The 23,520-nt window shown below is 69.2% G+C and carries 19 protein-coding genes, 1 other RNA gene and 1 pseudogene; 6 read left to right on the top strand and 15 right to left on the bottom strand.

Features of this window, described 5'->3' with window-relative positions; all coding sequences use genetic code 11:
- Positions 1–13: 13 nt before the first annotated feature.
- From HUT19_RS28955 to HUT19_RS28920, 8 genes are all read right to left on the bottom strand, one after another.
- Positions 14–1,180: a hypothetical protein gene (locus HUT19_RS28955; protein WP_176183261.1), complete on the bottom strand. Its 1,167-nt coding sequence runs from the start codon at positions 1,178–1,180 to the stop codon at positions 14–16.
- On the bottom strand, positions 1,177–2,178 hold the full coding sequence (locus HUT19_RS28950) for a thiopeptide-type bacteriocin biosynthesis protein (protein WP_176183260.1): 1,002 nt from the start codon (positions 2,176–2,178) through the stop codon (positions 1,177–1,179). Before HUT19_RS28950 ends, HUT19_RS28955 begins: the two co-directional genes overlap by 4 nt.
- Positions 2,160–3,383 (bottom strand): lanthionine synthetase C family protein, encoded by a 1,224-nt coding sequence (locus HUT19_RS28945; RefSeq protein WP_176183259.1) that lies wholly within the window; start codon positions 3,381–3,383, stop codon positions 2,160–2,162. The genes HUT19_RS28950 and HUT19_RS28945 overlap by 19 nt, the downstream gene beginning before the upstream one ends.
- The gene (locus tag HUT19_RS28940) at positions 3,380–6,436 is read right to left on the bottom strand and encodes a lantibiotic dehydratase (RefSeq protein ID WP_176183258.1); all 3,057 of its coding nucleotides are present in this window, start codon (positions 6,434–6,436) and stop codon (positions 3,380–3,382) included. Before HUT19_RS28940 ends, HUT19_RS28945 begins: the two co-directional genes overlap by 4 nt.
- 88 nt (positions 6,437–6,524) lie before the next feature.
- The gene (gene fxlA / locus HUT19_RS28935; protein WP_176183257.1) at positions 6,525–6,734 is read right to left on the bottom strand and encodes an FxLD family lanthipeptide; all 210 of its coding nucleotides are present in this window, start codon (positions 6,732–6,734) and stop codon (positions 6,525–6,527) included.
- A 59-nt stretch (positions 6,735–6,793) separates the two neighbouring features.
- The gene (gene fxlM, locus HUT19_RS28930; RefSeq protein ID WP_176183256.1) at positions 6,794–8,011 is read right to left on the bottom strand and encodes a methyltransferase, FxLD system; all 1,218 of its coding nucleotides are present in this window, start codon (positions 8,009–8,011) and stop codon (positions 6,794–6,796) included.
- 289 nt (positions 8,012–8,300) lie between these two features.
- The gene (locus HUT19_RS28925; RefSeq protein WP_176183255.1) at positions 8,301–8,735 is read right to left on the bottom strand and encodes an ATP-binding protein; all 435 of its coding nucleotides are present in this window, start codon (positions 8,733–8,735) and stop codon (positions 8,301–8,303) included.
- 443 nt (positions 8,736–9,178) lie between these two features.
- Positions 9,179–9,987, bottom strand: a protein-coding gene (locus tag HUT19_RS28920) for an IS5 family transposase (RefSeq protein WP_176183254.1) whose coding sequence is annotated in 2 segments (ribosomal slippage) — positions 9,179–9,637 and positions 9,640–9,987 — 807 coding nt in all. Because the reading frame shifts where the segments join, the coding sequence is not laid out codon by codon here.
- Between the two features lie 80 nt (positions 9,988–10,067).
- Here HUT19_RS28920 and HUT19_RS28915 point away from each other — a divergent pair.
- Positions 10,068–10,926 (top strand): IS5 family transposase gene (locus HUT19_RS28915; protein ID WP_176183253.1). Its coding sequence is split into 2 segments (ribosomal slippage): positions 10,068–10,411 and positions 10,410–10,926, totalling 861 coding nucleotides; the frame shifts between segments, so codons are not numbered across the junction.
- Between the two features lie 163 nt (positions 10,927–11,089).
- Here HUT19_RS28915 and HUT19_RS28910 read toward each other — a convergent pair.
- Positions 11,090–11,473 (bottom strand): hypothetical protein, encoded by a 384-nt coding sequence (locus tag HUT19_RS28910; RefSeq protein ID WP_176183252.1) that lies wholly within the window; start codon positions 11,471–11,473, stop codon positions 11,090–11,092.
- Positions 11,474–12,006: 533 nt separating this feature from the next.
- Between HUT19_RS28910 and HUT19_RS43315 the strand changes: the two are divergent.
- The 3 genes and pseudogenes from HUT19_RS43315 to HUT19_RS28900 form a co-directional block, all read left to right on the top strand.
- Positions 12,007–12,267, top strand: a pseudogene (locus HUT19_RS43315) (IS5/IS1182 family transposase); the annotation flags it as partial.
- A 314-nt stretch (positions 12,268–12,581) separates the two neighbouring features.
- Positions 12,582–13,973, top strand: a complete 1,392-nt coding sequence (locus HUT19_RS28905) for a Tat pathway signal protein (protein WP_176183251.1) — start codon at positions 12,582–12,584, stop codon at positions 13,971–13,973.
- 38 nt (positions 13,974–14,011) lie between these two features.
- Entirely contained in the window at positions 14,012–14,485 is a 474-nt protein-coding gene (locus HUT19_RS28900; protein WP_176183250.1) for a TrmO family methyltransferase, read from the top strand.
- A 186-nt stretch (positions 14,486–14,671) separates the two neighbouring features.
- Here HUT19_RS28900 and HUT19_RS28895 read toward each other — a convergent pair whose 3' ends face one another.
- The 4 genes from HUT19_RS28895 to HUT19_RS28885 all read right to left on the bottom strand — a co-directional run bounded on the left by HUT19_RS28895 (position 14,672) and on the right by HUT19_RS28885 (position 19,969).
- The gene (locus HUT19_RS28895; RefSeq protein ID WP_176183249.1) at positions 14,672–15,334 is read right to left on the bottom strand and encodes a hypothetical protein; all 663 of its coding nucleotides are present in this window, start codon (positions 15,332–15,334) and stop codon (positions 14,672–14,674) included.
- Positions 15,286–17,469 carry a MobF family relaxase gene (mobF, locus tag HUT19_RS28890; protein WP_254886237.1) on the bottom strand — a complete coding sequence of 728 codons (2,184 nt, stop codon included), beginning with the start codon at positions 17,467–17,469 and terminating at the stop codon, positions 15,286–15,288. Before mobF ends, HUT19_RS28895 begins: the two co-directional genes overlap by 49 nt.
- Positions 17,406–17,987 carry a hypothetical protein gene (locus HUT19_RS43310; RefSeq protein ID WP_254885845.1) on the bottom strand — a complete coding sequence of 194 codons (582 nt, stop codon included), beginning with the start codon at positions 17,985–17,987 and terminating at the stop codon, positions 17,406–17,408. The genes mobF and HUT19_RS43310 overlap by 64 nt, the downstream gene beginning before the upstream one ends.
- 1,604 nt (positions 17,988–19,591) lie before the next feature.
- Positions 19,592–19,969 carry a hypothetical protein gene (locus tag HUT19_RS28885; RefSeq protein WP_176183247.1) on the bottom strand — a complete coding sequence of 126 codons (378 nt, stop codon included), beginning with the start codon at positions 19,967–19,969 and terminating at the stop codon, positions 19,592–19,594.
- Between the two features lie 155 nt (positions 19,970–20,124).
- Here HUT19_RS28885 and HUT19_RS28880 point away from each other — a divergent pair, with 155 nt between their 5' ends.
- Positions 20,125–20,475 carry a hypothetical protein gene (locus tag HUT19_RS28880; RefSeq protein ID WP_176183246.1) on the top strand — a complete coding sequence of 117 codons (351 nt, stop codon included), beginning with the start codon at positions 20,125–20,127 and terminating at the stop codon, positions 20,473–20,475.
- Between the two features lie 188 nt (positions 20,476–20,663).
- On the opposite strand, the gene rnpB is transcribed toward HUT19_RS28880, so the two are convergent.
- Positions 20,664–21,069: RNase P RNA component class A (gene rnpB / locus HUT19_RS28875), an RNA gene on the bottom strand.
- A 102-nt stretch (positions 21,070–21,171) separates the two neighbouring features.
- On the opposite strand from rnpB, the gene HUT19_RS28870 reads away from it, so the two are divergent.
- A complete protein-coding gene (locus tag HUT19_RS28870; protein WP_176183245.1) occupies positions 21,172–22,044 on the top strand; it encodes a MerR family transcriptional regulator in 873 nt (290 codons plus the stop codon).
- A gap of 153 nt (positions 22,045–22,197) precedes the next feature.
- On the opposite strand, the gene HUT19_RS28865 is transcribed toward HUT19_RS28870, so the two are convergent.
- Complete coding sequence (locus HUT19_RS28865) at positions 22,198–23,361, bottom strand: LacI family DNA-binding transcriptional regulator (RefSeq protein ID WP_368661715.1); 1,164 nt, start codon at positions 23,359–23,361, stop codon at positions 22,198–22,200.
- Positions 23,362–23,520: the final 159 nt, after the last annotated feature.

The raw sequence follows: 23,520 nt of genomic DNA, 5'->3' as shown, positions 1-23,520 counted from the left end.
GTGGCCCGTTGCCTCAGCTGATACCCGGCCGCCTCGAATGCGACGCCGCCCCTTCCTCGGCGAGGCAGTGAACGAGGCTCGTTCCCGCTGTGCTGACGGCTTGCATCATTGTGGACAGCACCGACTCCGGCAGGGCCCGCTGACCGAGCTTGCCGTCGCGGACGATCGCTTCCAGCTCACGGCGTGACCGCTCGTTGGCCGATAGGACGGGGTGGCGCAGGATCTCGCGCGCAGCATACGCATCGCCTGCCTGCGTGGTGTCGCGGACGATCGCGGTGTGCAGGGGTTGCCCGTGGTCTTCGCAGCCTTCTGGTGCCAGGTCGAGTGCCGCCAGGACCAGCTTCACCCGGAACATGCGCAGGTGCGGCGGGGTCGGCTCCAGGGCCTCCCGCACGGCGCGCACCACCGTGGTGAGCCCTTCCGCCGTGGCACGGCCCGCAAGGTGGTCGGCATACTGGCGCAGGACCTGTGCGACGGCTTTCTCCCATGGTTCGGTGATCGTGGCTTTGTCGATCAGGGAGTTGGCTGTATCGGGGGCTGCCGTGTGCAGGCTTGCCATGACGTGCGCCTGCCTGCTGTCGTGCAGCCGCTCAGGGGCCTTGTCGTAGGCGGTCGCGTGCTCTGCCGCTTGGGGCCATTGGCCGGTGGCGGCAAGGAGCCGGGTGCCGTCTTCGAGCAGGAGGGTGCGAAGCCAGGGCTGGAGGTGCTCCAGCGTCGCGCCGGTGGTGAAGCCCGTGAGGTCGATGGGATGGCCGTGGACGGTCACGGCGCCACCGTCGTGTACGGCGCGGTGCACGCTCATCAGCTGCTGATAGGCGGCACGCGGGTCTCCCTCTCGGGCGGTCAGGCGTACGAGGTTCACGATCGGCTGGAGGCAGTTGATGGCGATGTCCCCGGTGACGGGCCATGCCTGCTGGAAGAGGCGGAGCTGGCGCAAGCACAGATCTTCCGCCAGGCCGGTCAACCCGCAGTCGGAGGCGATCAGTGCGGACAGGTTCCAGGTGGCGCACGCGAGGTCGATCCGGTCGAGGAGTAGCCCGTCCTGAGTGGACTTCTCCGCACAGGTGTGTACCTCTGCGACCCGTGTGGCGAAGCTGGGGTAGACGAGGTGGGACCGGCTGACCAGCGGGAACCGCCTGGCGAGCCGGTGGAGCTTTTCCTGCGGGTGTGGCACGGTCACGGCGTCGGCCTTTCGGTGAAGCCATCGAGGTGCAGGATCGCGGTGCGTGCCGCGTGAGCGAGAACGCTCTGGGAGCGAGCAGGCAGGCCGATCCGGTTCCAGTGGAAGATCACGTGGTAGGAGATGACCTCCCGCAGGCCGCGGTCGAGGATTCCGTCCCGGGCGGCTGTGCCGAGATCCCTTCCCGCGTGCCGGAACGCGCGGACCCAGTCGGCGGCGGGCTTGAGCGTGCGGTCCGACTGAAGCATGGGGTCGGTGGGGCCGGTGTCGGCGAGGAGCAGCTGCCGCAGACTCCCGGCCATGGCGTGGACTTTGGTGGCCGGTACGTCTGGGGGCAGGGGCCGTTCTTGGGCGACACGGTGCCAGACGTCGCCCTGCTCGTACCATTCCAATCCTGCGGCGCGCATCAGGGTGGCGCACAGCAGCAGCGACAACTCCCGGCGGCCGAGCTCGCCATGGGCCGATGTGAGGACGGAGCGGCTGTCGGCGTGAAACAGGGTGTGGGCAATGGTCATGCTGGTGTCGCCGCCGAACGCCGCGGTTTCGGGCTCGTAGATGCCGGGCCACCAGCGGTGGACTTGCCCGCTGGCGGCGAGTTCGTCCAGTGTGTCGGCCAGCGTCCGGGGGAACTGCGTCCCAGGGGCTGGGAGTAATCGCATCCGCCAGCACGGGTGCTTACGGATGAACCACCAGCCCGTGATCAGCCTGTCCTGTTGGGCCAGGTCCAGAACGGGGGCGAGTTGGTCGCCGGCGATCTGCTCGGCCTTGTTCCAGTCGGTGAACTGGACGTACAGCTGACGCCACCCCGGGGCCCCTGCCTGCTGGGCGAGCGCGCGCTGTCCGGCCTGCTGGTAGACGGCGACGGCGGCGTCCACATCGGTCGGTTCGAGTCCGGCGTGGGCTGCTGCGGTGTCCGTGCTGGCACCGGCCAGGATCTCCAGCACGGCGTGCAGGGTCGCTTCCAAGCGGGCGGGTTGGTTCAGTCGATCAGTAGACATGCGTCCCATCCCGAGGTCGGCACAGCGTCGTGGGCTGCGGTGGTCAGGGCGAGGGCGGTGCCCGCGTCGCCTTGCAGGAGGCCAGGGTCAGGGCTGGGGTGGGCGTGCCGGGTCAGGGCTTCGGCCAAGCCGACCAGGGCCGCACACAGGGCCGGAGTCGCGGCATCCTGGGCCGCGCGCCAGGCAGTCTGGTAGATGCCCGCCCAGCCGTGGCACAGGCCCGTGTCGGCAATGGTGGACAGCTGGCCGGGGTCGGTCAGGCACCGGGCCATGGCTGTCTCGTACAAGTGCTGTCGCACGGTGTCGTGGCGGGCGATAGCGGCGAGCTGACCGGCGCGGGCGATGCCGGGGGTGCCGTAACACCAGCTGGGCCGGGCCGGGCTGGTCTGGGCGGGGAGGCCTGCGCGGAGTTCGCCGAGATGAAGGTGTTCCGGCCACCAGCGTCCAGCCGGGCCGTCCTGCCGCCAGGCGTCGAGCCAGCCGAGGATGGTGTCGATGGCGTCCTCGTGGCCATCGACCGTCACGCCCTGGCGCAGGGCGCGGGCGAGGAGCAGCAGTGGGCCGGTGATGCCGTGGGCCGCGCCGAAGTTGGCGTGCCCATCGGGGACGGTGGACGGGGTGAGGTCGGGGTGGTGGGCGACCCACCAGCCGGGCAGCTCCCCGTAGCCCTGGTCCCGGGTGGGCAGGGTCAGCCGTACGAGGTGGGTGAGGACGCGTTCCATCGCGTGTCCGGTTGGGGCACGGCGCAGGAGGTAGGCGCCAATGCCGGCCAGCCCGTAGAAGATGTCGTACTCGTGGAAGCTGGCCGGGCGTCCGCTGGACATCCGAGTTTCGGCCGCGTCGGCGCGTCGGTGGGCGAGCTTGGTGATGTGTCCATCCATGGCGGACAGGGCGTCCTGGTAGCGGGGTACCTCGGAGGTGACCGCGCAGTCGAGCATGAAGGCGACGGCGGGCGCGCCCAGGTAGAGGCCGCTGGTGTCGGCGGCGCTGACCTCGGTGGCAACGGCGCTCTTGATCCAGGTGTGTGCCTGCTGCCAGGTGCCGGTGCCGCTGCGGGCTCGTTCGATGTGGAACAGGGCGGTACCGGCTGCGCCGACGGCCAGTGACTGTGCGGCCCAGGGTTTGTCTTCGGGTGGGGGTGTGGGCGTGGTCAGGTGCCGGGCGAAGGAGTCGGCAGCGGTGGCGGGGCTGGTTGTGGTGGTCACGGCTGGCTCTCCCGGTGGCGCAGGGCACAGGCTCGGACGAGCCGGCCAGTGAGGCGTTCACGGTCGGGGTCGACGGGCAGCGCGCGGATGTAGTGCTGGTGGAGGAGGGACATCAGCACGGTGTGGGGTTCGCGCTGCCGGGCCAGGTGGTCGCGGTACATATGCAGGGCGGAGGCGCGGTCCTGCCAGGCGGCGGCCACGTCCGGGCCGCTGGGGATGGACCGCAAGGCCGTCCCGTCGGGGTGGGTCAGGGCGAGGGCTTGACCCAGCAGCGCACGGTCCAGCGGGCCGTGCTCGCGGGGCAGGTGGCGGGTCAGCCAGTCGGCCGCCTGGTCCGCGTCGCCGGTGAACTGCGTCGCCAGGTCGTACATGCTCGCAGCGGTGAGAGCGTGGCCGGTGTGGTTGTCATCGGACGTGAGGCGTATCTGCGCCATGCAGGCGGCCGAGTCCGCAGCAAATACCGCGTGGGCTGCATCAAGGGCGGGACCGTGACCGTAGCGGCCGGACTGCGGCCGGTAGGTGGCCAGCTCCAGGCGGGAGGCCAGGCGCTGGTCGTGCAGGTCGTCGGCCCAGTCGTGGAGGATGGCGGAGAACGCGCCGTAGTCGTCCGGAGTCGGTAGGTGCAAGTACAGCGCCAAGTGCTGGTCGGAGTCAGGCCGTGTGGTGTCGCGGTGACGGCGGAACCACCACCGTGGCGGGTCGGTGAACTGAGCGAGCAGGCCGGGTAGGTGTCCGGTCAGGATCTCGCCGAAGCGCTGTGAGTGAGCGTGGAGTTGAGCGTGCAGGATCGACGCCCGTCCCGGCATCAGAGCCCTGATGGTTGCGGCCGGTGCCGTGAATGCGGGTGGCTCAGAGCGGAGGCCCGCGGTGTTCGCCTGTTTCAGGGGGATCAGCAGTTCGTGCGGGCGGCCGATCCAGGCGCGGTCCTCCGGGCCCGGGGATTCACGCAGCTCGATACGGCGGGTGCTATCCAGCCGGGCTCGCAGCACCGCCCGGTGCAAACGCTGAGACAGATCGATGGGCAGTTGCTGGTCGTACTCGACCAGGGCCACGCGGTCGGGCACGCGGAACTTGTCCCGCCAGCGGTGCAGGGCGGTCTCCCAGTCGGGCATCGGGACACTGCGGCGGGGCAGGTCCTCAGCGGCCAGCAGCCAACGCGCGGGCGCGAGGACGGTCCGCTTGTACCGCACACGCGGCAAGTACGGCAGGCGCGCGGCGGCGCCGAAGTTGAACGCCTTGTACACGGCGCAGCGGCTGGTGGTGATCTCCGCCAGGAACCGGGCGAGGGGCGGCGTGTGGACCGAGGCTTCCAGGGCGTGCGGGACGCGGGGCTCGATGCGGCGGCCGGTGGACACCTGCACGAGGTAGAACTGCCTGGCGTCTGCGGTGACTGCCAGGTCGGTCAGCGGGATGACGCCGCGGCCGGGCGCAGGATGCTCCCCCAGCGGGATGACGTGCGGCAGCAGCTGCATGGTGCGGGTGACGTTCTCGTTGCGCCGGCGACGCGGAGGGAACGACAGCTGTGCGGGGATCGCTCCGGGGCTGGTGGTCGCGTAGCTGGACGCGAGAGCGGACTGCGCCTCGGAGGGAAGCAGATGGGCGAAGCGCCCGAGCATGCTGCTGCCCGGACGGGGTGCCCCGGTGATCAGCAGCCGGTAGTCGGAGTGCTGGATGGCGTCCAGCGATGAGGCGTGGATCTCCACCGCGACCTCCGCCCGCGGAACGGGGAGGAAGAGATCGGTGTCGCCGGCCGCGAGTTTGGAGACCGTCGCCTTGGTGAGGACGATCTCGGGGCTGCCATCGAGCATGGCCTGCTGGAGCAGGGTGAGGATGGTCTCGTCCCGCTCGACCAGTTGGCGTGGGGCACGGGTGCGATCCGCGCCGAGGTAGTCGGCGGGGAGGCCGAGACCGCTGTCGGCCACCAGGTCCAGGACGGGCACCATCGCCCCGGCCCCATATCGGGCGCGGAACCGTTGGTGGTAGTCCCGCCACTGCGGATAGCCGTACGGGTGCGGCGTCAGCCAGTACATGACGGTGGCGGCTTCGCGCACCAGATGTTCGGGGATCTGGACGTCGCAGTCCAGGACGGTGTCCACCAGCAGCGGCACGCGGGCGGTGGCACTCACATGCTGCATGCTCTGGGTCAGCCGGGCGCCGGGTGTCCACGGGGCGGCGGTGTCCGGGTGGTTCACGCCGTCTCGGATCGAGGCGAGCTGGGACGCCAGGTCTGCGATGTCGGGGATGCTGGCGGCGTCTGCTTTCTCCAGCTGATCGCACACGTGGGTGAGTGTGTCGGTGCACGTCATTGGCGGCCAAAGGCTGCTGATCAGGATGTGCTTGGACAGAAGGTCGGCGAGGAGGCTGGAGAGCTGGTCCGGGCGGGCGGCCGGAAACAGCTCCGCTAAACCGCGCAGCAGGGAGCTGTACGGGGCGGACGTCGCGGCTGCGGTGAGGGCTGCGGCCACAGGACGGGTGCGGCGGATGGACAGCTCGACCGGGGCCAGGAGCTTGGCGTGGGCGTCGGACGGCAGGCCGGGCACGACGTGCCGGTTGCCGCGCTGCTGACCGGCGTTGTTGGCGACGACGTCCAATCGGGCCAGCAGTCCGGGAGACTGCTCGAGGCGGGTGATGACGTCGGTCAGCCAGTCGGCGTCTGCACGGAGCACGGTCCGCTGCTTGTCGCTCCACGCCACATGAGCGGCTTGGCCGATCTTTGCGGGGACGACCCCGGCGAACACGCCGAAGGGTGTGGGCCGGTGGCTCCAGCGCAACAGGTACGAGGCCAGCGACAGGACGGCTCGGCGTACACGCCGGGCGTCGGTGCGTTTGCCGTCCAGGATCGCGGTGACCTGCTGAAACAGGATGGGGCTGGCGGCGGCCAGCGCGTCGGGTACCTGGTCACGCCACACCGTGGCCAGCCATGCCCGGCTCTGTGTGGCCGCGTCGTCGCCGTACAGGTCCAGGTCGGGCAGAGGTATCGCATCGGCAGCGGTGGAGGCGCGCAGCAGTGCGCCGTGCTGCCACTCGTAGCCGATGGGTGATCGGTGTGGCACAGGTTCTCCTGCTCGTATGGGACGCGCATACGGGTGCCGCCGGGGCGACAGCCGCATTCGGCTGTCGCCCTGGCGATGGAAGGACCCGTCAGGAAGGATCCTCGATATAGGAGTTGCAGGAGCTGGCGCCGTTGGCGCAGGTGTTGCCGCAGCCGTCGCTCGTGGCGCACATGAGCTTGCTGCCCGGGTGCTCGGCAATGACGACGCGCACGTCCAGCTGGAAGTCGTCGTCGAGCAGATCCGCAACCGGCGGCTCGGCCAGCGCGGTCACTCCATCGACCAGCATGGCAGTGGTCATGCGATCACTCTCCCTTTCTCGATGGGTTGGTGCATGACGTCCTGGCCCGGCACCGCGTACTACGCGGCCGACCAGGAGACCGAGATCCGGCTGTGCCTCTTGTCGATGACCCGATCGCCGGGAATCTGGTCATCAGGGGTGCCGACCGGGTAGATGGCGACGCGCGGGCCGGGTCCCCCACGGTGCTCCTTGCCCCATGCGCGGATGCAGTCGGCGACCTCGTCAGCGAACGATGCGCCGTCGGGGCCGAAGGCGTGGACCCCGTACTCGACGTTCTTGTCGTCCGGGGTCCGGCGCACCAGTACGTAGGCGAAGTTCGGGCCACGAACCGCAGCCAGGGAAAAGCCCTTGTTGCTTGGTTCGACCACGGCCGTGTTCGAGTCGAGGTCGACGGACATGATGCAGAACCCGGGCGCCATGGTCGCCAGGTACATCTGGAGTGTGCCGATGTTCTCGGTGCGACCGACGGTAACGCCGGTCCACGTCTCAGCGCGCGGGGTGCGCAGCACGCCGTCCAGCGGGGAAGGGTCCACGGTAGGCCCGTCGTCGAACCGAAGACTGACACCGTCGCCCAAGGACAGCAGCTGCTCCTCGTGGGCGTCCTCGCCCTGCATGGGGACGAAGCCGCACACATGGGCGCTGGAGCTGACCAGGTGGTCACCTTGGCGAACGAAGCCGTACGTGCGCGTGAGGTTCCGGATTCGCAGTGGGACGACGAGCCGGCCGCCTTCGGTCAGCTGCTCGCGCCAGGCAGGCGGGATGTCCCAGGCCCCGACGGTCACCACGACGGCGTCGTACGGGGCGTACTCGGGTACGCCGCCTGATGCGTCAGCCGTCAGGACACGGACGCTGGAGTAGCCGGTCTCGGCGAGGAAGCGCGTGGCGCGGGCGGCGGCGTCGGCGTCGATGTCGACCGTGGTGACCTGACCGGTGTCACCCACCAGCTCGGCGATGTACGCGGCGTTGGGCCCATTCGTGCCGTACTCCACGACGTTGTTGCCGGGGCGGAGGTCGGCTTGCTCCAGCTGCATCGCCTGGACCTGCGGGGCGGAGACGGAACTCATGCTGGTGCCGTTCTCGCTGCGCTTGGTGACGACCGCGTCGTAGGTGCTGTACGCCTCGTCCAGGGGGGCGTCCGGCACGGCCAGGTGCCGGGGCACCTTGCGCATGGCAGCCTCGACTCCGGGCGACACGATCGTGCCGTCCTCCTTGAGCTGGTCGACGACCTTGTCGCGGAGCTGGTTGGCCTCGTCGGGGTTCACGGTCACATCGGTCATAGAGGGGTTCCTTCGTGGTGTCGCGTGCACAGCGCTTGAGGGAGGCGTCTTCTGTTCGTCGGCGGAGACGCTAGTCAGGGCGCCTTCCCTTGGGGGCGGCTACGCGCCGCCGGGAGTAGCAGCTCTCGGAGTTCGGCTGAAAAGCAGCTCCGTGGCTCGTCACTGCCGTTCGTACTCCTCTCGTTCAGGCAGTCCTGTGTGAGGAGGAGCTACTGAGCTTCCTCGAGTGATGTCGCAGACAACGACCGCTTGAACTGCGACGTTCGTCGACCGCGGCGCACGGCGATCATCACGACCTCCCCGCAGGCACGCGGAACCGGGCCCACGTGGTTCGGCCGTCGTCGCTGACGCCCCATTTCCGCGCGAGGACGGACGTGAGGATGAGGCCACGGCCGGACTCGGCCTCGTCGCTAGCTGGGCGCATCTGGGCCGGAATCGAGCTGCTGTCGGTGACCTCGATACGGACTTCTTCGTCGAGGTGCCGGACTCGCAGCTGAGCGTCTCCCTTCCCGTGTTCGACGGCGTTGGTCACCAACTCGGAGACGACGAGCACGATGTTCTCGGCGAGCGGCCCGCGTACGTTCCACTTCCGGAGGAAGGCCTTGGTGATCCGGCGCATGTGGCCGACGCGGACGGGGTCCGGGGTGAACGCCACGTCGAAGGTGCGCGAGGTCTGCGGCAGACGCCTCGCAGCAACTGGTGCGACGGCTGTGGCCGGGGTCATCGGGGGCCGGCAACACTGCGCTGCTGCAGGCCAGCGCCACCCAGGGGTAAGGCGCTCGTGACACTGCTCCTGCCGGTAGAGGAGTTCATGTGGGTGCTCCCGCTCGTCGTGAGGCTGGCCTACAAGAGCGAACCGCTTAACCGGGGCGATTGACATGGGGTCAAGGGGCTGGAGGTGGTCAAGGTGGTCAAAGATCGGCTGCTGTCGTCGATGCGGGCGGACGGCGCGGTGCGCGCGAGAGGGGCACGTGTGGCTCCCCGCCTCGTGGACGTTGTGCACTTGGCATGGATCCAGTGCTCCGAGAACGGCAGGGGAACAGACAGGTGAAAGCGCCGGATGCCTATGGCCGTGACCCCGGTGATTTTTATCTTCAGGGCGTCGCTCCAGCTGACCACACGGATACCTTGCGGACGTGGGAGAGAATCGTGAGCTAAGACGCCGTTTCAGTTGGTGAGGCGGCGGTAGCCGATCAGAGCTGCGGCTATGCCGACGAAGGCCAGGAAGTGCTCGGCCTTGCGCTCGTAGCGGCGGTGCAGGCGACGGCATCCAGCGAGCCAGGACACTGTCCTTTCAACAACCCAGCGGTGTCGGCCAAGACGCTGCGAGGACTCGATGCCCTTGCGGGCGATGCGATGACGGATGCGCCGCTGGCGAAGCCATCTGCGTAGGTGCTCGTAGTCGTAGCCCTTGTCGGCATGGAGCTTGGCCGGGCGCCGACGACGCGGGCCACGCCGGGAGCGGATGGGTGGGATTCCACGCACGAGCGGCTTCAGACCGAGGCTGTCGTGCATGTTGGCGCCGGAGATACCCAGCGACAGGGGCAGTCCGTTCCGATCCGTGATGAGGTGGATTTTCGATCCGCTCTTGCCGCGGTCGGTCGGATTCGGTCCCGTCAGTGGCCCCCTTTTGCCGCCCGCACGCTGACCGAGTCGATGGCACACCGCGACCAGTCCAGCTCACCGCGGGCGCCGAGTTCATCGAGGACGACTCGATGGAGCCTGGCCCACACCCTGGCCCGGCTCCACTGGGCGAAGCGCCGGTAAACCGTGGGCCAGGCCGGGCCGAACACCGGCGGCAACTGCCGCCACGTGCAGCCCGAGGTGGCCACGAAGATGATCGCTGCCAGGGTCTCGCGGTCACCAGCCCGTCGCCGGCCCCCGCCCTGCGGGCGCTTCACCTCCGTCGGCGGCACCACCCGCCGGAACAGCATCCATAACTCGTCCGGTACCAACCGCTCAACCAGATCCGTCATGCACGGCTCAACGAACGATCACACCAAAGGAAACGGTGTCTAAGGCGTGTCTCTTTGATGGGCTGAGCAGTTGATCGGATGTGTTTGTCCGGCTGGTGATCAGTGATGCGATGTGGGACCGGATCAAGCCGTTGATGTCGGCCGATCCGGTCCGCGGGCGGCGGTGGGCGAACCACCGCCGCACTCTTGAGGCGATCGCGTGGAAGTACCGCACCTGTTCGCCGTGGCGGGATCTGCTGGAGGAGCTGGGCCCCTTCCAGACCGCGCACGAGCGGCTCCTGCGCTGGGCGGTCGACGGCACCTGGCAGAAGATCTTCGCCGCCATCCTGGTCTCGGCGGACGCCGCCGAAGACATCGGCTGGACCGCCTCTGTCGACTCCACCGTCTGCCGGGCCCACCAGCACGCGGCTGGCACGCGCAAAGGGTGAGGCCGGCCGAGGTGAGCCCGCCGATCACGCCCTCGGCCGGTCTCGCGGCGGGCTGAGTACCAAGGTCCACCTGGTAGCCGATGCAGGTGCCCGACCGTTGGCGATCACTGTGACGGCCGGGCAGGGAGGTGATGCGCCCGCCTTCACCGCGGTGATGGCCGCGCTCCGCGTGCCCCGCACCGGGCCCGGGCGCCCGCGTACCCGACCGGATGCGGTGATTGCGGATCACGCGTACTCTTCTCGCGCGATCCGCTCCCACCTGCGCGGGCGGCACATCCGGGCGGTCATCCCACAGCCGGTGGACCAGGTCCGTCACCGACTGCGGCGCGGCTCACGCGGCGGACGCCCACCCGGCTTCGACGCCGAGGCCTACAGGGAGCGGAACACGGTCGAGCGGTGCATCAGCCGCATCAAGCAGTGGCGCGGCCTGGCCATGCGAACCGACAAGCTTGCCATCGCCTACCAGGCCGCACTCCACCTCGCAGCCATCCTCATCTGGATTCGCAGATGACCAAAGAGGTCTTCGATACCGGCGCATCCCCGGCCTGGCCTGCCGTGATGGTGAAAAGCGAGAGGCCGTTCCCGGCCGTCTGAGGCCAGGTGAACCTACGTGCTCAGCACGCCTGCCCTGGCCCGGGAGTGTCGGGGTCGAACCCGCGGCACGCCGCAGCGGGTCAACCCAGGACCGGTGCGCCTTGCGGCAGTTCGGCTCCCCCCTTGCAGTTCAGTCCCTGCTTGCCTGCTGAATATCTGAGGGCTTCGGCCGCAAGCGCCGCGAAATCCCCACGCTTCCCGTTGGGAACGTCCTGGTCGTGAACATCGTAATAGTTGATCCAAATGTCGAGGACGAATGAACCGTCCACATAGCTGGCGCAGTCCAGCTCAAGCCGGGCGAAGGAATTGCCCGCATGACCGGCTGCGGGCCCGAGGGAGATCTTCGTGTATCCGGGCTCATCGTCCCAGGTGTCATCCGTGGCCGCGTGTTCCCGTGCCGATTCACCAGTGCCCCGATGTGTGTACAGGCGCAACTCGACCCTCCGGCCTCCTGCCGCCATCATGCACGACTCGCTGTGGCCCGACTTGGCGAATGCACTCGCGCTCTCACGGAAGGGATCCCCCTCCGTGGGGAAGAGGAGTGACACGGCAGAGCCGGTGAGTGCCCCTCCGCACACCCTGCGAGGGTAATCGATGGCACTAGGGTCATCGGATTTCTGCCAGAACAATATGCTGGCGGTCACGGCAGCGACTACCGCCATTCCAACGACAGCGAAAAGTGCCCCCTTCCTCCCGAAGTTCACGAAAACGCCCTTCTGTATGAAATGAACAAGATCACGAAAGCCTAGCAGTTGTGTGGCGCCAAGACCGTTGGCATTCCGCAAAGAGGGTGAACGTCCGCGAGTTTCGCTTTGTGCGCTGGACCGCAGCAGGGCACGCGGTGCGGGTGGTGACGACGATGCGTGAACCCCGCAAGCTTCGGGTCGAGGACGGGGTACGGATGCGGCCGCCGGGATACCGGCGGACCCCTCTGCGGGAAGCGCGGCCGGAGCGGCTGATCTCGCGCCTCGGCGACCGCGGGCCGCGCCTACTCCTTTCCCGCGCCATCCGCGGCTATCTGCCTCGGCGTGGAAACCGTGCGTTCATCTCGCAGCCGTCCGACCGGATCGGTCACCGCCTACGGCGCGGCCGCCGGGGCGGCCGTTCACCCGGCTTCGAAGCGAGGCCTACAAGCGGCGCAACACCCTCGAACGACGTATCAACCGACCAGTGGCGCGCCTGGCCATGCGAACGGACCAGCTCGCCATCGCCTACCAGGCTCCACCTCGCCGCCATCCCCATATGGAGCCGACGCTGACCAAAGAGACAGAACCTAGCCGCCGCCATGGCAGAACTCGGCGTCAGCCAGCCTGAGTTAGCCCATCGCGTGAATGCGGAGACTCAGCAGCTCACCGGCAAGGAAGGCAGCCTCACTGACCGAGACATCCGGCGCTACCTGCGCGGCGAGAGTAGGAAGGTCCCAGGGGCTTAGGGCAGGGTGGCTTCTCCGCCACCTCGGCTGCACCAGAGGTCAGTTGAGCACTACGTTGGATCTGCGCCCGTCCCCGAGCTAATTCCGGGGCGGGTCCGGTCAACGTGATCAAAGATCGCTTTCAGTGGCGGGGGCGCAGGATGGCGCGCGAGAGAAACGAGCGGCTGGCCGCACTTTTCCTGGAAGCTGCCTGGTCACGAGCGCAGGTCGCCGCCGCGTACAACCGGGTCGCCGTCGAGACGTTGAACGGCGAGGTGCGGGAGAACTCCAAGATCGGACGGTCCCACGTAAGCATGTGGGTGGCAGGCGTCCAGCCGTCGGGGATCGCGCCCGCTATCTTGTGCCAGGCGCTGTCCCGTCGTTTGAAGCGTGAGATCACGCCACAAGAGATCGGGTTCGCAGCTTCCACCTCACCAGCGCAGGGGGCGCTGGACTGGCGCGTTGATCCGTTGATCGCGCTGAACGACTTGGGGAGTGGTGTGGACACGGACCGGCGTCGACTGCTGACGGGTGGCGCGTACTCCGCGGCGTCCCTGATCCTGCCTGATGAGACGTGGTGGGACGCCATGTCGCTGCCGCCGGCCGAGGAGCCCTCGGTGGGCAAACGCGTCGGTCGCGGAGACGTGGAGACCGTAAGAGAGCTGACCCTGACCTTCTCGCGCATGGACCAGCGGCGCGGTGGCGGCCACGGCCGGCGGGCGGTCGACGAGTACCTGAAGCATGAGGCCCACGACTTCCTCCGGGGCCGGTTCGCCGACGACGCGACCCGACGCGCGATGTTCTCGGCCTCCGCCGAACTTGCGTACGTGTCGGGCTGGATGGCATTCGACAACAGCGAGCACGCGGTCGCGCTCCAGCGCTTCAACACCGCGGTGAAGCTGGCCGCCCGTTCCGGCGACGCACCCCTGAGCGGGCACATCCTGCGCGCCATGGGGCACCAGGCGCTCGACCTGGGCTTTCGCCGCGAAGCCCTCCAGCTCGCGCAGGCTTCGGTGCACGGCGAGCGGTACGCGGCCGCCACCCCCCGCGAGCGAGCGCTTCTCGGCGTCGTACACGCGCGGACCCTCGCCGCGAACGGTCACAAGGAGGAGGCGGCGCGGGCACTGCTTCGCGCTGAGGACGACCTGTCGAACGCCCACGACGGGATCAGGGAGCCGGACCGGACCTTCTTCTTCGGCGAGGCATCCCTGGCGCACGAGACCGCATGCACCCTGCGGGATCTCGGTGACCACCAACGGGCGGTCAAGCAATTCCGGCACTCCGTGCGCACGCGCGGCGCGGCGTTCCGGCGCACGCACGCGGTCACTCTCGGGTACATGGGTGCGACGCAGATCGCCCAGGGCGGCGTCGAAGAGGCGTGCGCAACGTGGACCAGCGTCCTGGACGCGATGGAGGACGGGATCTACTCCGGCCGGGCCCGGCAGACGGTCGTCGAAATGCGGCACCTGCTGTCGTCCTATCGCAAGCGCGGCATCCCCGCGGTGGGCGCGCTGGACACCCGCGCGGCCTTGTACCTGGCCCAAGTAGATTGATCACACGTGTCGTAAGACCGAGTCGAAGGGCTGGGGCAATGGCTTTGGAGATCAAGCCGATCGGGGAAGTCGTCGCGGGCCGTACCGAGGTCGCCGACGACTACTGGGGTGGCGTCGAGTCGGTGATCCAGCTCGACGAGGCCGAGTTCCCCCTCGACTCCGTGCAGGGCCTGGAGGAGTTCTCCCACCTGGTGGTCGTGTGGCACTTCGACCAGGCATCGCCCGACGATGTGGAGTACCACGCCCGCAGCCCGCGCGGAAACCCGCAGTGGCCGGCAACGGGCACGTTCGCCCATCGCAACCACCGGCGCCCCAACCAGCTCGCGCAGAGCTTCCCGCGGCTGCTCAAGGTCGACGGGCTCAGATTGCACGTGACCGACCTGGACGCCGTGGTCGGCACGAAAATCTACGACCTGTCTCCGTTCTTTCAAGAGATGGGCCCGCGTGGCAGGATCCACGAGCCTGCCTGGCCTGGCGAGATGCTGGCCGACTACTGGGCAGACAAGGGCTGAGCAGGCCGCGCGGCAGACGGTTCGCGCTACCGCGATCGGGAAGGGCTACGAGCGGGGCGACCGTCCAGGTCGTCCTGGTAAACGATGGCGACAGGCCGCATGCCAAGGGCCTCGTAGAAGGCTCGGCCACTTTCATTGCCGGGCGAGCAGTGGACCACGAGCGGCCACAGTCCCGGGCTGGTGAGGTCAGTAGCCAAGCGCTCCTCGCGGTGGGCCTGCGCGGTCCGGTCGATGATCACCGACGTGAGTAGCTGGGTGCCGATGTGCCTGTACGCCCGGTCCTTCCACGTCTGGAACTCCGGCTCTGGCCGCTGCTGGGTGCAGCGAGGCGAGCAGCCGCTGCAGGCGGGCCTTCTGCTCCTCCGTCAGCTGAGGGGCGTCGTCACCCTGCAGACGCTCGCGCAGGAGGTCGAGTTGGGCCTGGCGGGCCGCCGCGCGACCCGCGGCCGGGTGCTGCTGGGTGTCGTTGATGGCGCGTTCGCGGGCTGGCTGCACCGGGTGCGGGATTGGCGCGGCCGCGAGTTCGTCGGACACCATGCGGTCGTCGTTGTCGCGTTCCAGGGAGTCGGCGTACGCGGCGACCGCGCGGTCCAGCAGCTCCTGGTCGCTGTGCGCCTCGCCGAGACGGCGGCGTGCCTCGTCGCTCTCGACGACGTCGGCAGGCAGCCACAGGTGGGTGGCGATCCGGTCGCGGGAGAGCGCCGGGTACAGGGAGTTGGCGTCCGCGCCCACGCCGTACACCAGGGTGTAGTCGCAGGTGAGGCCCTGGGCCGCCGCGATGGTCATCGCGTAGCCGTGCATCAGGGTGCCGACGGCGATCTGGTCGGCGGTGATCCAGGCCCGTTCCACCGCGTAGCCGCCGTCGTCGGCCAGGCGGCGCCATTCGACAGAGGCTCCGCCCTTGGCGGCGTAGGTGACCTGTCCGCGGTAGCCGTTGATGACGTCGACGTCACCGCCGCGGCGACTCCGGTAGTCGTTGCGCTTGATCCGGATGTTGTCGCCGGCGGCCAGCTCCAGGCGCTCGCCCCCGCCAGGGCGAAGGTGTGGCCGCCGGTGAGTTCGCCTGCCTTCTTGCGCAGCTCGCGGGCGCCGAGGTTGAGGACCTGAACGTCGGCGTTGCGCGCGGCGAGCACGACCAGGTCCTCGATCTGGTCGTGGACGTCGCCTTCCAGGCGGCCTGCGGTGTCCTTCCACGCGGCGAGCATCGCGGCGTACGCCTCGTCGGGCGTGCGGACGGCGTGAACGCGTCCGTGCTCGGCGAGCATGGCCAGCGCGGTGCGCCGCCCGCCGGCCAGCCACGCCTCCAGCGCCGCCCGCTCCACGGTGTCCCTCTGGCGCCGGTTCTCGCTCAGCTCCAGGCCGCCCGTGATCTCGTGAGCCCGCTTGAAGCCGCCGCCGACGCCGATCGCCTTCAGCTGTGCCCAGTCGCCGATCTCGACGACCTTCACGCCATATTCGGCGGCCGCCGTGAGCAGCTCGGCGACATCGCGGTCGTCGACCATGGCGGCCTCTTCGAGGACCAGGACGTCGGTGTCAGCCATGCGGCGGCCGCCGTCGCGGATATCCACCAGCCAGGTCGCCACCGTGGCGCTGGTGATGCCGGACTCGGCGCGCAGCTTGGACGCGGCGACCGCCGCGGTGGCTGCACCGGCCACGCGCAGCCCGGCGGCCTCCCAGCCCATTCGGGCGGCGCTCATGATGGTCGTCTTGCCGGTGCCGGCCTTGCCGCGCAGGACGTCGACGCCGTGTCCGGCGGTGAGGAACCGCAGGGTCGCGGCGCGCTGCTCGTCGGACATGACGAACGGGCGCAGCGGGTCGGTGGTGCGGGAGGTCTCGAACGCGGCGACGGCCATCTCGGCGACCTCCACCGTGAGCTGGGCGGCGCCCTCGTTCAGCCGCTCGGCGGCCGACTTGGCGATGGTCTGCTCGGCGGCGAGGATCGTCGCGTGGGTGTAGCGCTGGGGGTTGGTCAGGTGCGCCATGCCGCCGGTGGGCAGCGCAACGGCCTCGCCGTCGACGGCGAGCACGGCGTCGGTCAGGGCCTCGGCGGCCGCCAGGTCGGGCACGCCGAACGGGCAGGCGTCGATGACGCGCGCCAGGACGTCCGCGCGCGTGACGGCTTTCCGGGACGCGGCTAGTCCTCCATCGCGCCGCCAGATGAACGCGGCGATCTCCTCCGGGGAGGGCATGACCGGGCCGCCGCCAGGGCCCGCGACACACGGGCCGTGGGGTCCCTCGGGGCCGGGGATCGCGCGGCGGATCATCGCGTCGACGTCGTCGACGGCCTCCTCGGCGCGCGCACGCCAGGCGGCCCGCACATCCGCCTTGGTGATCGTGGTGTCCTTGCCCTCGGCGAGCTGACGGGCGATGAGCTTCTGCTCGCCGGCCGTGGCGTCGTCGGCGGCCGCCGCGACGATCTGCGCGTTGCGGCGGGAGAACGCGCGACGCAGGTCCTCATCGATGCCGACGACTTCCCAGGCACCGGTCTCGGCGTGCCGCTCCCAGCGCATCCCGAACCGCTTGCCGGTCGCTTGCCTCAGACGGGCCTTCACGAAGGAGTCGGCGGCGTGCGTGTGGCGCAGGATGTCGCAGCCGCCGGCCCCGACGGTGCGCCACTTGCCGTCCTCGGCCAGCACCATGTTCGCCAGGTTGCCGTGGACGTGCAGGTGCGGGTCGCCGACCTCGCCACCGACGGGCCGGGCGGAGTAGTGCACGGTCATCCAGCCGAGGAAACCGGAGGTGTCGACGCGGTCGGCGATCTTGCCGCCGACGTGCTCGCCCGCCATCGCGTACGCGGCCCAGCCCTCCATCGCGCCGAACGTCTCGCGAGCCGCCTCGAGGAAGGTCTCGCGTAGCTGCTCGGACATCCCCTCACCCGCGAGCGCCACCGCCGTGCTGTAGGTCTTCGACAGATCCAGCGTCACGTCGTAGCCGCGGTTGCCGACGCGGACGCGGGCGTCGGCGTACTTGCGGGCCTCCGCCACGTGGGAGCGCCCGTACAGAGCCGCCAGGTCGACGCCGGACGCCTCGGCGAGCTTCTCCACCGCGCGGAAGGGGGCGCGGTGCCGGTCACGCGGAGGATGCCGCGCGCCAGGCGGGCGAACCTCTTGCCGAGCTTGTCGTCGCCGAGCAACTCGTCCACGCTCACACCGCGCTCGGCGGCCGCCGCCTCGATCGCCTCGGCGAGCGGACGCGCCTGCAGCTTCCCCCGCGGGTCGACGGCGACCTTCGGTGCCACCAGCAGCTCGCCAGTCAGCGGGTGCCGACCGTCCATCAGCAGCCGCGCCTGGCCCTTGTCGACACTCGTCCCGGCGACAAGTCCGACGTCCGCGAGGCCGCCGCCGATCCACTCCAGATCACGCGCGTCGCCGAGGCGGTAGTCGACCTGCGCGTCGGCCTCCACCCCGTTCTGCTCCTGGTGCTCCAGATCGCAGCCGCACTGCCCGCTCAGCCGGTACTCGACCTGCTGCATGTCCGGCCCCAGTGGTGTCGCCCACGCCATCGCTACTCGCCCCCTCCCGTGTCGATGATCTCGAAGTCAGTTGACGTATGGCACAGCCATACCTTGGTACTTTTCTCTTTCTCATCGCGCACGGACAAACGACAGTACGCCGCGGCTCCTGGGCGACCAACGCGCTTCCCGAGAGGCGGGCCGCAACTTCTCAAACTGCTGGAGCCAAAAGGCCGTGCCCAACGAGCAACAGCACATGGGCCAGGGAAAACGCGGCGGTCCGTCGCGTAGCGAAGTGCATCCACTTCCCGGTGAGGGGCCCGCACGGCGGGACAGTACCGATTACGGTCCCACGTGACGGGTCGCCGGCGCGAAAGGGCCAGTGAGATACGCAGGACTACTTGAGTGGCGGGACGCTCAACCTGAGCGCCTCGAGCACCGCATGCCCACTGTGGCCGGCCCGTGAGACGGGCTAGGTAAGGCGAATTCCAACCCGCTGGACGGGATTCTCGGGCGTGTACTCCTGGCCCACGGGATAGCACATGCGGCGCCCTGACTGGGACTGCAAGGCTGCGATCAACTCGCGAGCAAGCAGCCCGTGTAGCGACACGATCTCCAGCCAAGAGGAGAGCACTTGATGAACTCGGATCGCCGCCTGGTCACCGGCGGCCATACCGCTACCGAGAGAGAGCGCTGGCTCAACCGGCTTGCCCTACATGGTTCAAGTGAGGTCGCGGCCGAAGGCGCGCATGCCGAGCTTCAGCCAGCCGTAGGTCGACTTTCCCGAGCCCGGGAGGAAAGCAAGCTGACCAGCGGCGGTGGCGGTTCCATTCGCCGTCCGGCCGTCATTCCTCTTGGCGGCCCCACCAACTCCCCAAAGCGGGTTTAATAATGGGCACTGCGCGAGCGCCACACCACGCTGCTCCGGATCACCCGTCAGCCGACTCGTTCGTGACGCCTGCGCAGGTCGAACGACGGCTGGGCATCTCCTCGGCTACACGCCGTCGTTGGACGAACAGGGGACTACTGCACGCGTATCCCCTCGGCCCCCATTACCGCCCCGGCCCCAGTCACAACCGGGAGGGCAACCGCAACGGCAGCCGGGTGCGCTACCTCGATTCCGAGGTGACCGACCTCCTTGAGCGCATCAAGCTCGGCGAACTGGCCCGGTCGCCGAAGCCTCAAGATGCGGCGGGCCCGGGGAGCGAGCGGTAGAAACGAGCAACCTACCAAGAAGGAAAGGACACATGCGCGAATCAGATGCCCCATTCGACAGGTGGCACAAGCGATACCCGAAGCCGGGACAGGGCGATAGGGCCTGCCGCTGCGGCACAAAGAAGAAGCCGCTGTATCCGTCAGCCGACCACGGCCGGGGGCAACAATGGCAGGCGCGGTACACCGACCCTGACGGCAAGCAGCGGCGGCCGATGTTCGATACGTGGCAGGAGGCCCGTGATCACCTGGACGAGGTGCGCGTGCAGATCCGCAACCACACGTGGGTGGACCCGGATGTTGGCAAGGAAACCGTCGAGGTCTACGCGGAGCAGATGCTCGCAAGGAAGCGCAAGAAGAAGAAGCGCAAGGGCACCGTTGACACGTATGACTCACACATTCGCAACCACATCATTCCGTTCGCCGGAAAGCGACAGGCGAGATCACTGCGGCGCCGGGACACCATGCAGTTCGTCGACTACCTGGGCGACAAACCCGGCCTTGACTCGAACTACACCGTCCACCAGGTCTTCAAGACCTGGCGGATCCTGGTCAACTACATGATCGATGAGGACGTACTGCTCCCGGCGAACGTCGTCTCCCGGATCGAGCTGCCGGATATCGAGGAGACTGAGTTCTGCCCGACGCCACAGGAGGTTGCCGCGCTCGCGACAGCCATGCGGGCAGTCGAGCCGCGTTACGAGCTCTTGATTTGGATCGCAGCCTGTGCCGGGACAAGGCGGGGTGAAGCCTTCGGTCTGACCAGGGCGCGGGCGCTTGGTGTAGCGAACCGGATCCGCATTGAGGAGCAACGGCTGCATGCAAGGTCGCGAAGCTCAAAACGAAGTCGTCTTACGCGACCGTCCCGGTCGATGCGTTCCTCAGCGCCCGAATCCAGGAGCATGTGGAGCTCTTCTCTGGGCCTGCCCCCGCTGGACCGCAGGCGGAGCGCCGACGGCGTGCGCGCGGTTACGTCGTGCCACCGGACGAGGGCCTGCTCGTCACGAACCGATTCGGTAGGCCGGTGGGCAGGGCTGCGTTCAGCAAGCAATTCATCAAGGCGCGGAAGCTGGCCGGACTGCCGGAGGAGTTCAAGTACCGCAGTCTCAAAGCGTTCTACACGACCGAGCTTGCCTTCTCCGGCGACCACGAAGCCAAGACCGTGCAGCTCCTCTCGCGGCACAGTCGGTTTGAGGAGACCTGGAACACCTACGCAAGGAAGCAGGCACCTCTGGCGGCCGAGGGGGTCGCCGTGACTGCCTTCACCAAGGCATTCGCTCCACAGACCGCGGCGAAGATCCAGGCAGCCTTCAAGGCAGCCAGCTGAGGTCCGCATGGGTTGACCCTGGTCACCTCGTGTGTGCCAGACTGCGCAACTGTCTTCGTGGCTAACCATCGCGGCGCGAGGGTGGTCAGATCCTTGGAACGACTTGACCACTCGATTCGACCCCGATTCGACCCCGACGGTGCAGGGCAGAGCGGATCACCGCTCTGACCAGGGCCAGAGCGGTGAGGCGGACGAGACCGGCCTGTACGCCGGGTTCTGTCTCCCGCGGGCCTTGCGGCCCGTGGGGAGGCGGCCATCCATCTAGGACCGGCGTTGCCGCCGGTCTCGTGCGGTCTACCCGCGGACTCGGGCGGGCAGCCCTCGATCGTCCGCGCAGAGCCGCCGGTGGCGGCTCCTCTTGACCTTGCTCCGGGTGGGGTTTACCGAGCCGTCCGAGTCACCTCGGACGCTGGTGGTCTCTTACACCACCGTTTCACCCTTACCGGACGCCTCGCGACGTCCGGCGGTCTGTTTTCTGTGGCACTGTCCCGCGGGTCACCCCGGGTGGGCGTTACCCACCACCCTGCCCTGTGGAGCCCGGACGTTCCTCGGCGGGATCCCGAAGGACCCCGACGCGACCGCCCGGCCGGCTCGTCCGCCGTGATGACCATGGTACCCGGAGCGGTGGGGTGGGCCGGGGCGCCGGGCTCTGGCCGCCGTTGACCTTGTCGTGGCGTCAATGTGTTCACTGGGCCCATGAGGATCGGAGAGCTCGCCGCGCTGGCCGGGGTGACCACCCGCACCGTGCGGCACTACCACCATCTGGGGCTGCTGCCGGAGCCGCGGCGGCGGGCCAACGGGTATCGGGAGTACGGGCTGCGGGACGCCATCGCGCTGGCGCGGGTGCGGCGGCTGGCGGAGTTGGGGTTGGGGCTCGACGAGGTGCGGGATGTGATCGCCGACGACGCCGGGCGGGAGCTGCGCGAGGTGCTGGCCGAGCTGGACGCCGATCTCGCGCGGCAGGAGGAGGTGATCCGGCAGCGGCGGGTGCGGCTGGCCGGGTTGCTGCGGCAGGCCGAGGTGGGCGGGCTGCCCGCGGAGGGGCCGGTGTCGGAGGGGCTGGCCGCGCTGTTCGGGGAGATGGCGCGGGCCTCGGCGGAGCTTCCCGGGCCCGAACCGGCGATGGCGGTGCGGGAGCGGGAGTTCCTGACGCTGCTGGAGACGGTGGCGATGCCGGAGGAGGCCGAGCGGATGTTCACGCTGTTCCGTACGGCGATGACGGGGACACCGGGCGCGATGGGGCGCGCGTACGAGACGTACGCCCTGCTGGACGCGCTCGCCGACGCGGAGCCCGACGATCCTCGGGTGGACGAGGCCGCGCGGGTGCTGGTCGAGGCGCTGCCGGACGAGATCGTGGCCGGGATGCGGGCGCGGGAGGGGATCCAGGAGGGGATCAAGGGGGCGACGGCCGGCGGGGTCAGACCGGCCTCGCGCGCACCGGGGATGACGGGGAAGGCGACCGGGGCGCGGGGCGCGGCGTTCATGGAGGCGTTCTTCGCGGACTTCGCGCCCGCGCAGGCGGAAGCGGTACGCCGGGCCATGCGGACCATCGAGGAGCGGCTCCGGTGATACGGATGGTGCGCACGCTGGCGCTGTGGGTGACCGGGCGGCGGGACGGGGTGCTCACGCTGGCCGTCGGTTCACGGACCAGCCTGGTCATCGAGCTGTCCGAGCCGGTGACGGCCGCGCGCCCGCGGGGCGGGAGCGTCGCGGTCCGTACGGTCAGGTGTCACGCGGACGCACCGGATCGGCTTCTCGCCGCGCTGCCTCCGTCGGTGCGGGCGGGGCGGTGCTCCCCCGCGGGATGACCCGGGTGGGGAAGACGATGTGGCGGGTGGGGTCGGCCTCCGGGTCGTCGATGATCGACCGGGCCAACTCCGCGGCGGCACGTCCTATCTCCTCCACCGGCTGGGCGACCGTGGTGAGGTCCAGCCATTCGGCGAGGTGGTGGTCGTCGAAGCCGAGGATGGAGATCCGGCCGGGTATGTCGACGCCGGCGGAGCGCAGCACCCCCATGACCTCGATCGCCACCTCGTCGGACTCGGCGAAGACGGCGGTGGGCGGATTGCGCAGGCTCAGCAGCTGACCGACGGCCTCGCGGATACCGCGCCGGTGGCGGGCGACGGGGTAGAGCACCAGCTCCTCGTCGTACGGCAGTCCGGCCTCCGCCAGCGCCGTGCGGTAGCCGGTGAGCCGCTCCTGCGAGCTCCAGTAGAAGCCGGTGTTGTCGCTGGACTGGAGAAACGCGATCCGCCGGTGGCCGAGGTTGAGCAGATGGCGCATCCCGCGCACGGCGCTGTCCGCGTCGTCGATGTACACACTGGGCCGCCCGGGGGCGTGCTGGCTGACGAAGACCACGGGCATGCCCAGCGCGTCCAGCCGGGCCCGCTCCTCCGGTGTGAGGTCGAAGCAGGTCACCAGCATCGCGTCGGCGTTGCGCCGGGCGGGCAACCGGTCGAAGAACGCGCTGCGTTCGGCCAGGTCCGTGACGCTGTAGACGAGCAGATCGAGCTCGGCCTCGCGCAGCACCGCGCTCACCCCGGCGATGGTGTTGCCGAGGAACCATGAGTCCAGGTGCGGGGCGAGTACGGCGATCCGCCGCGTCTTGCCGGTGACCAGGCTGGAGGCGCTGCGCGAGACGGCGAACGACAGCTCGCGGGCGGCCTCTTCGACCCGGCCGCGGGTCTGCGGGGACACACTGGACAGTCCGCGCAGGGTCCGCGAGACCGTGGAGACGGAGACGCCCGCGCGCTCGGCGACATCGGCCATCGTGGCCTCGCCCCCGTGGTCGTTCCGGCCGTCGAGGCCGTTCGGACCGCCGGTGGCAGCGCTGTCCGGGGTGTCGGGACCGGCCAGGCTCTCGGGGCCGTCGGAAGCTGCGGACATGGCGGGACCGTAGCACGCGTCCCGGGGCCGCCGACATGCACCCGGCCAACACAGTTTGGCAACGCTGTCATTCGATGATCGCCAGCGTTTCCCTCGAATTTTGAATGGACCGACCGTTGACACCCATCGCGCCGCCCACCTAGCTTGCAAGCGCTGTCA

This window comes from Streptomyces sp. NA02950, assembly GCF_013364155.1.
GTDB lineage: Bacteria > Actinomycetota > Actinomycetes > Streptomycetales > Streptomycetaceae > Streptomyces.
Note: the sequence above shows the minus strand (reverse complement) of the source record. Positions and strands in the feature narration are given on the sequence as shown.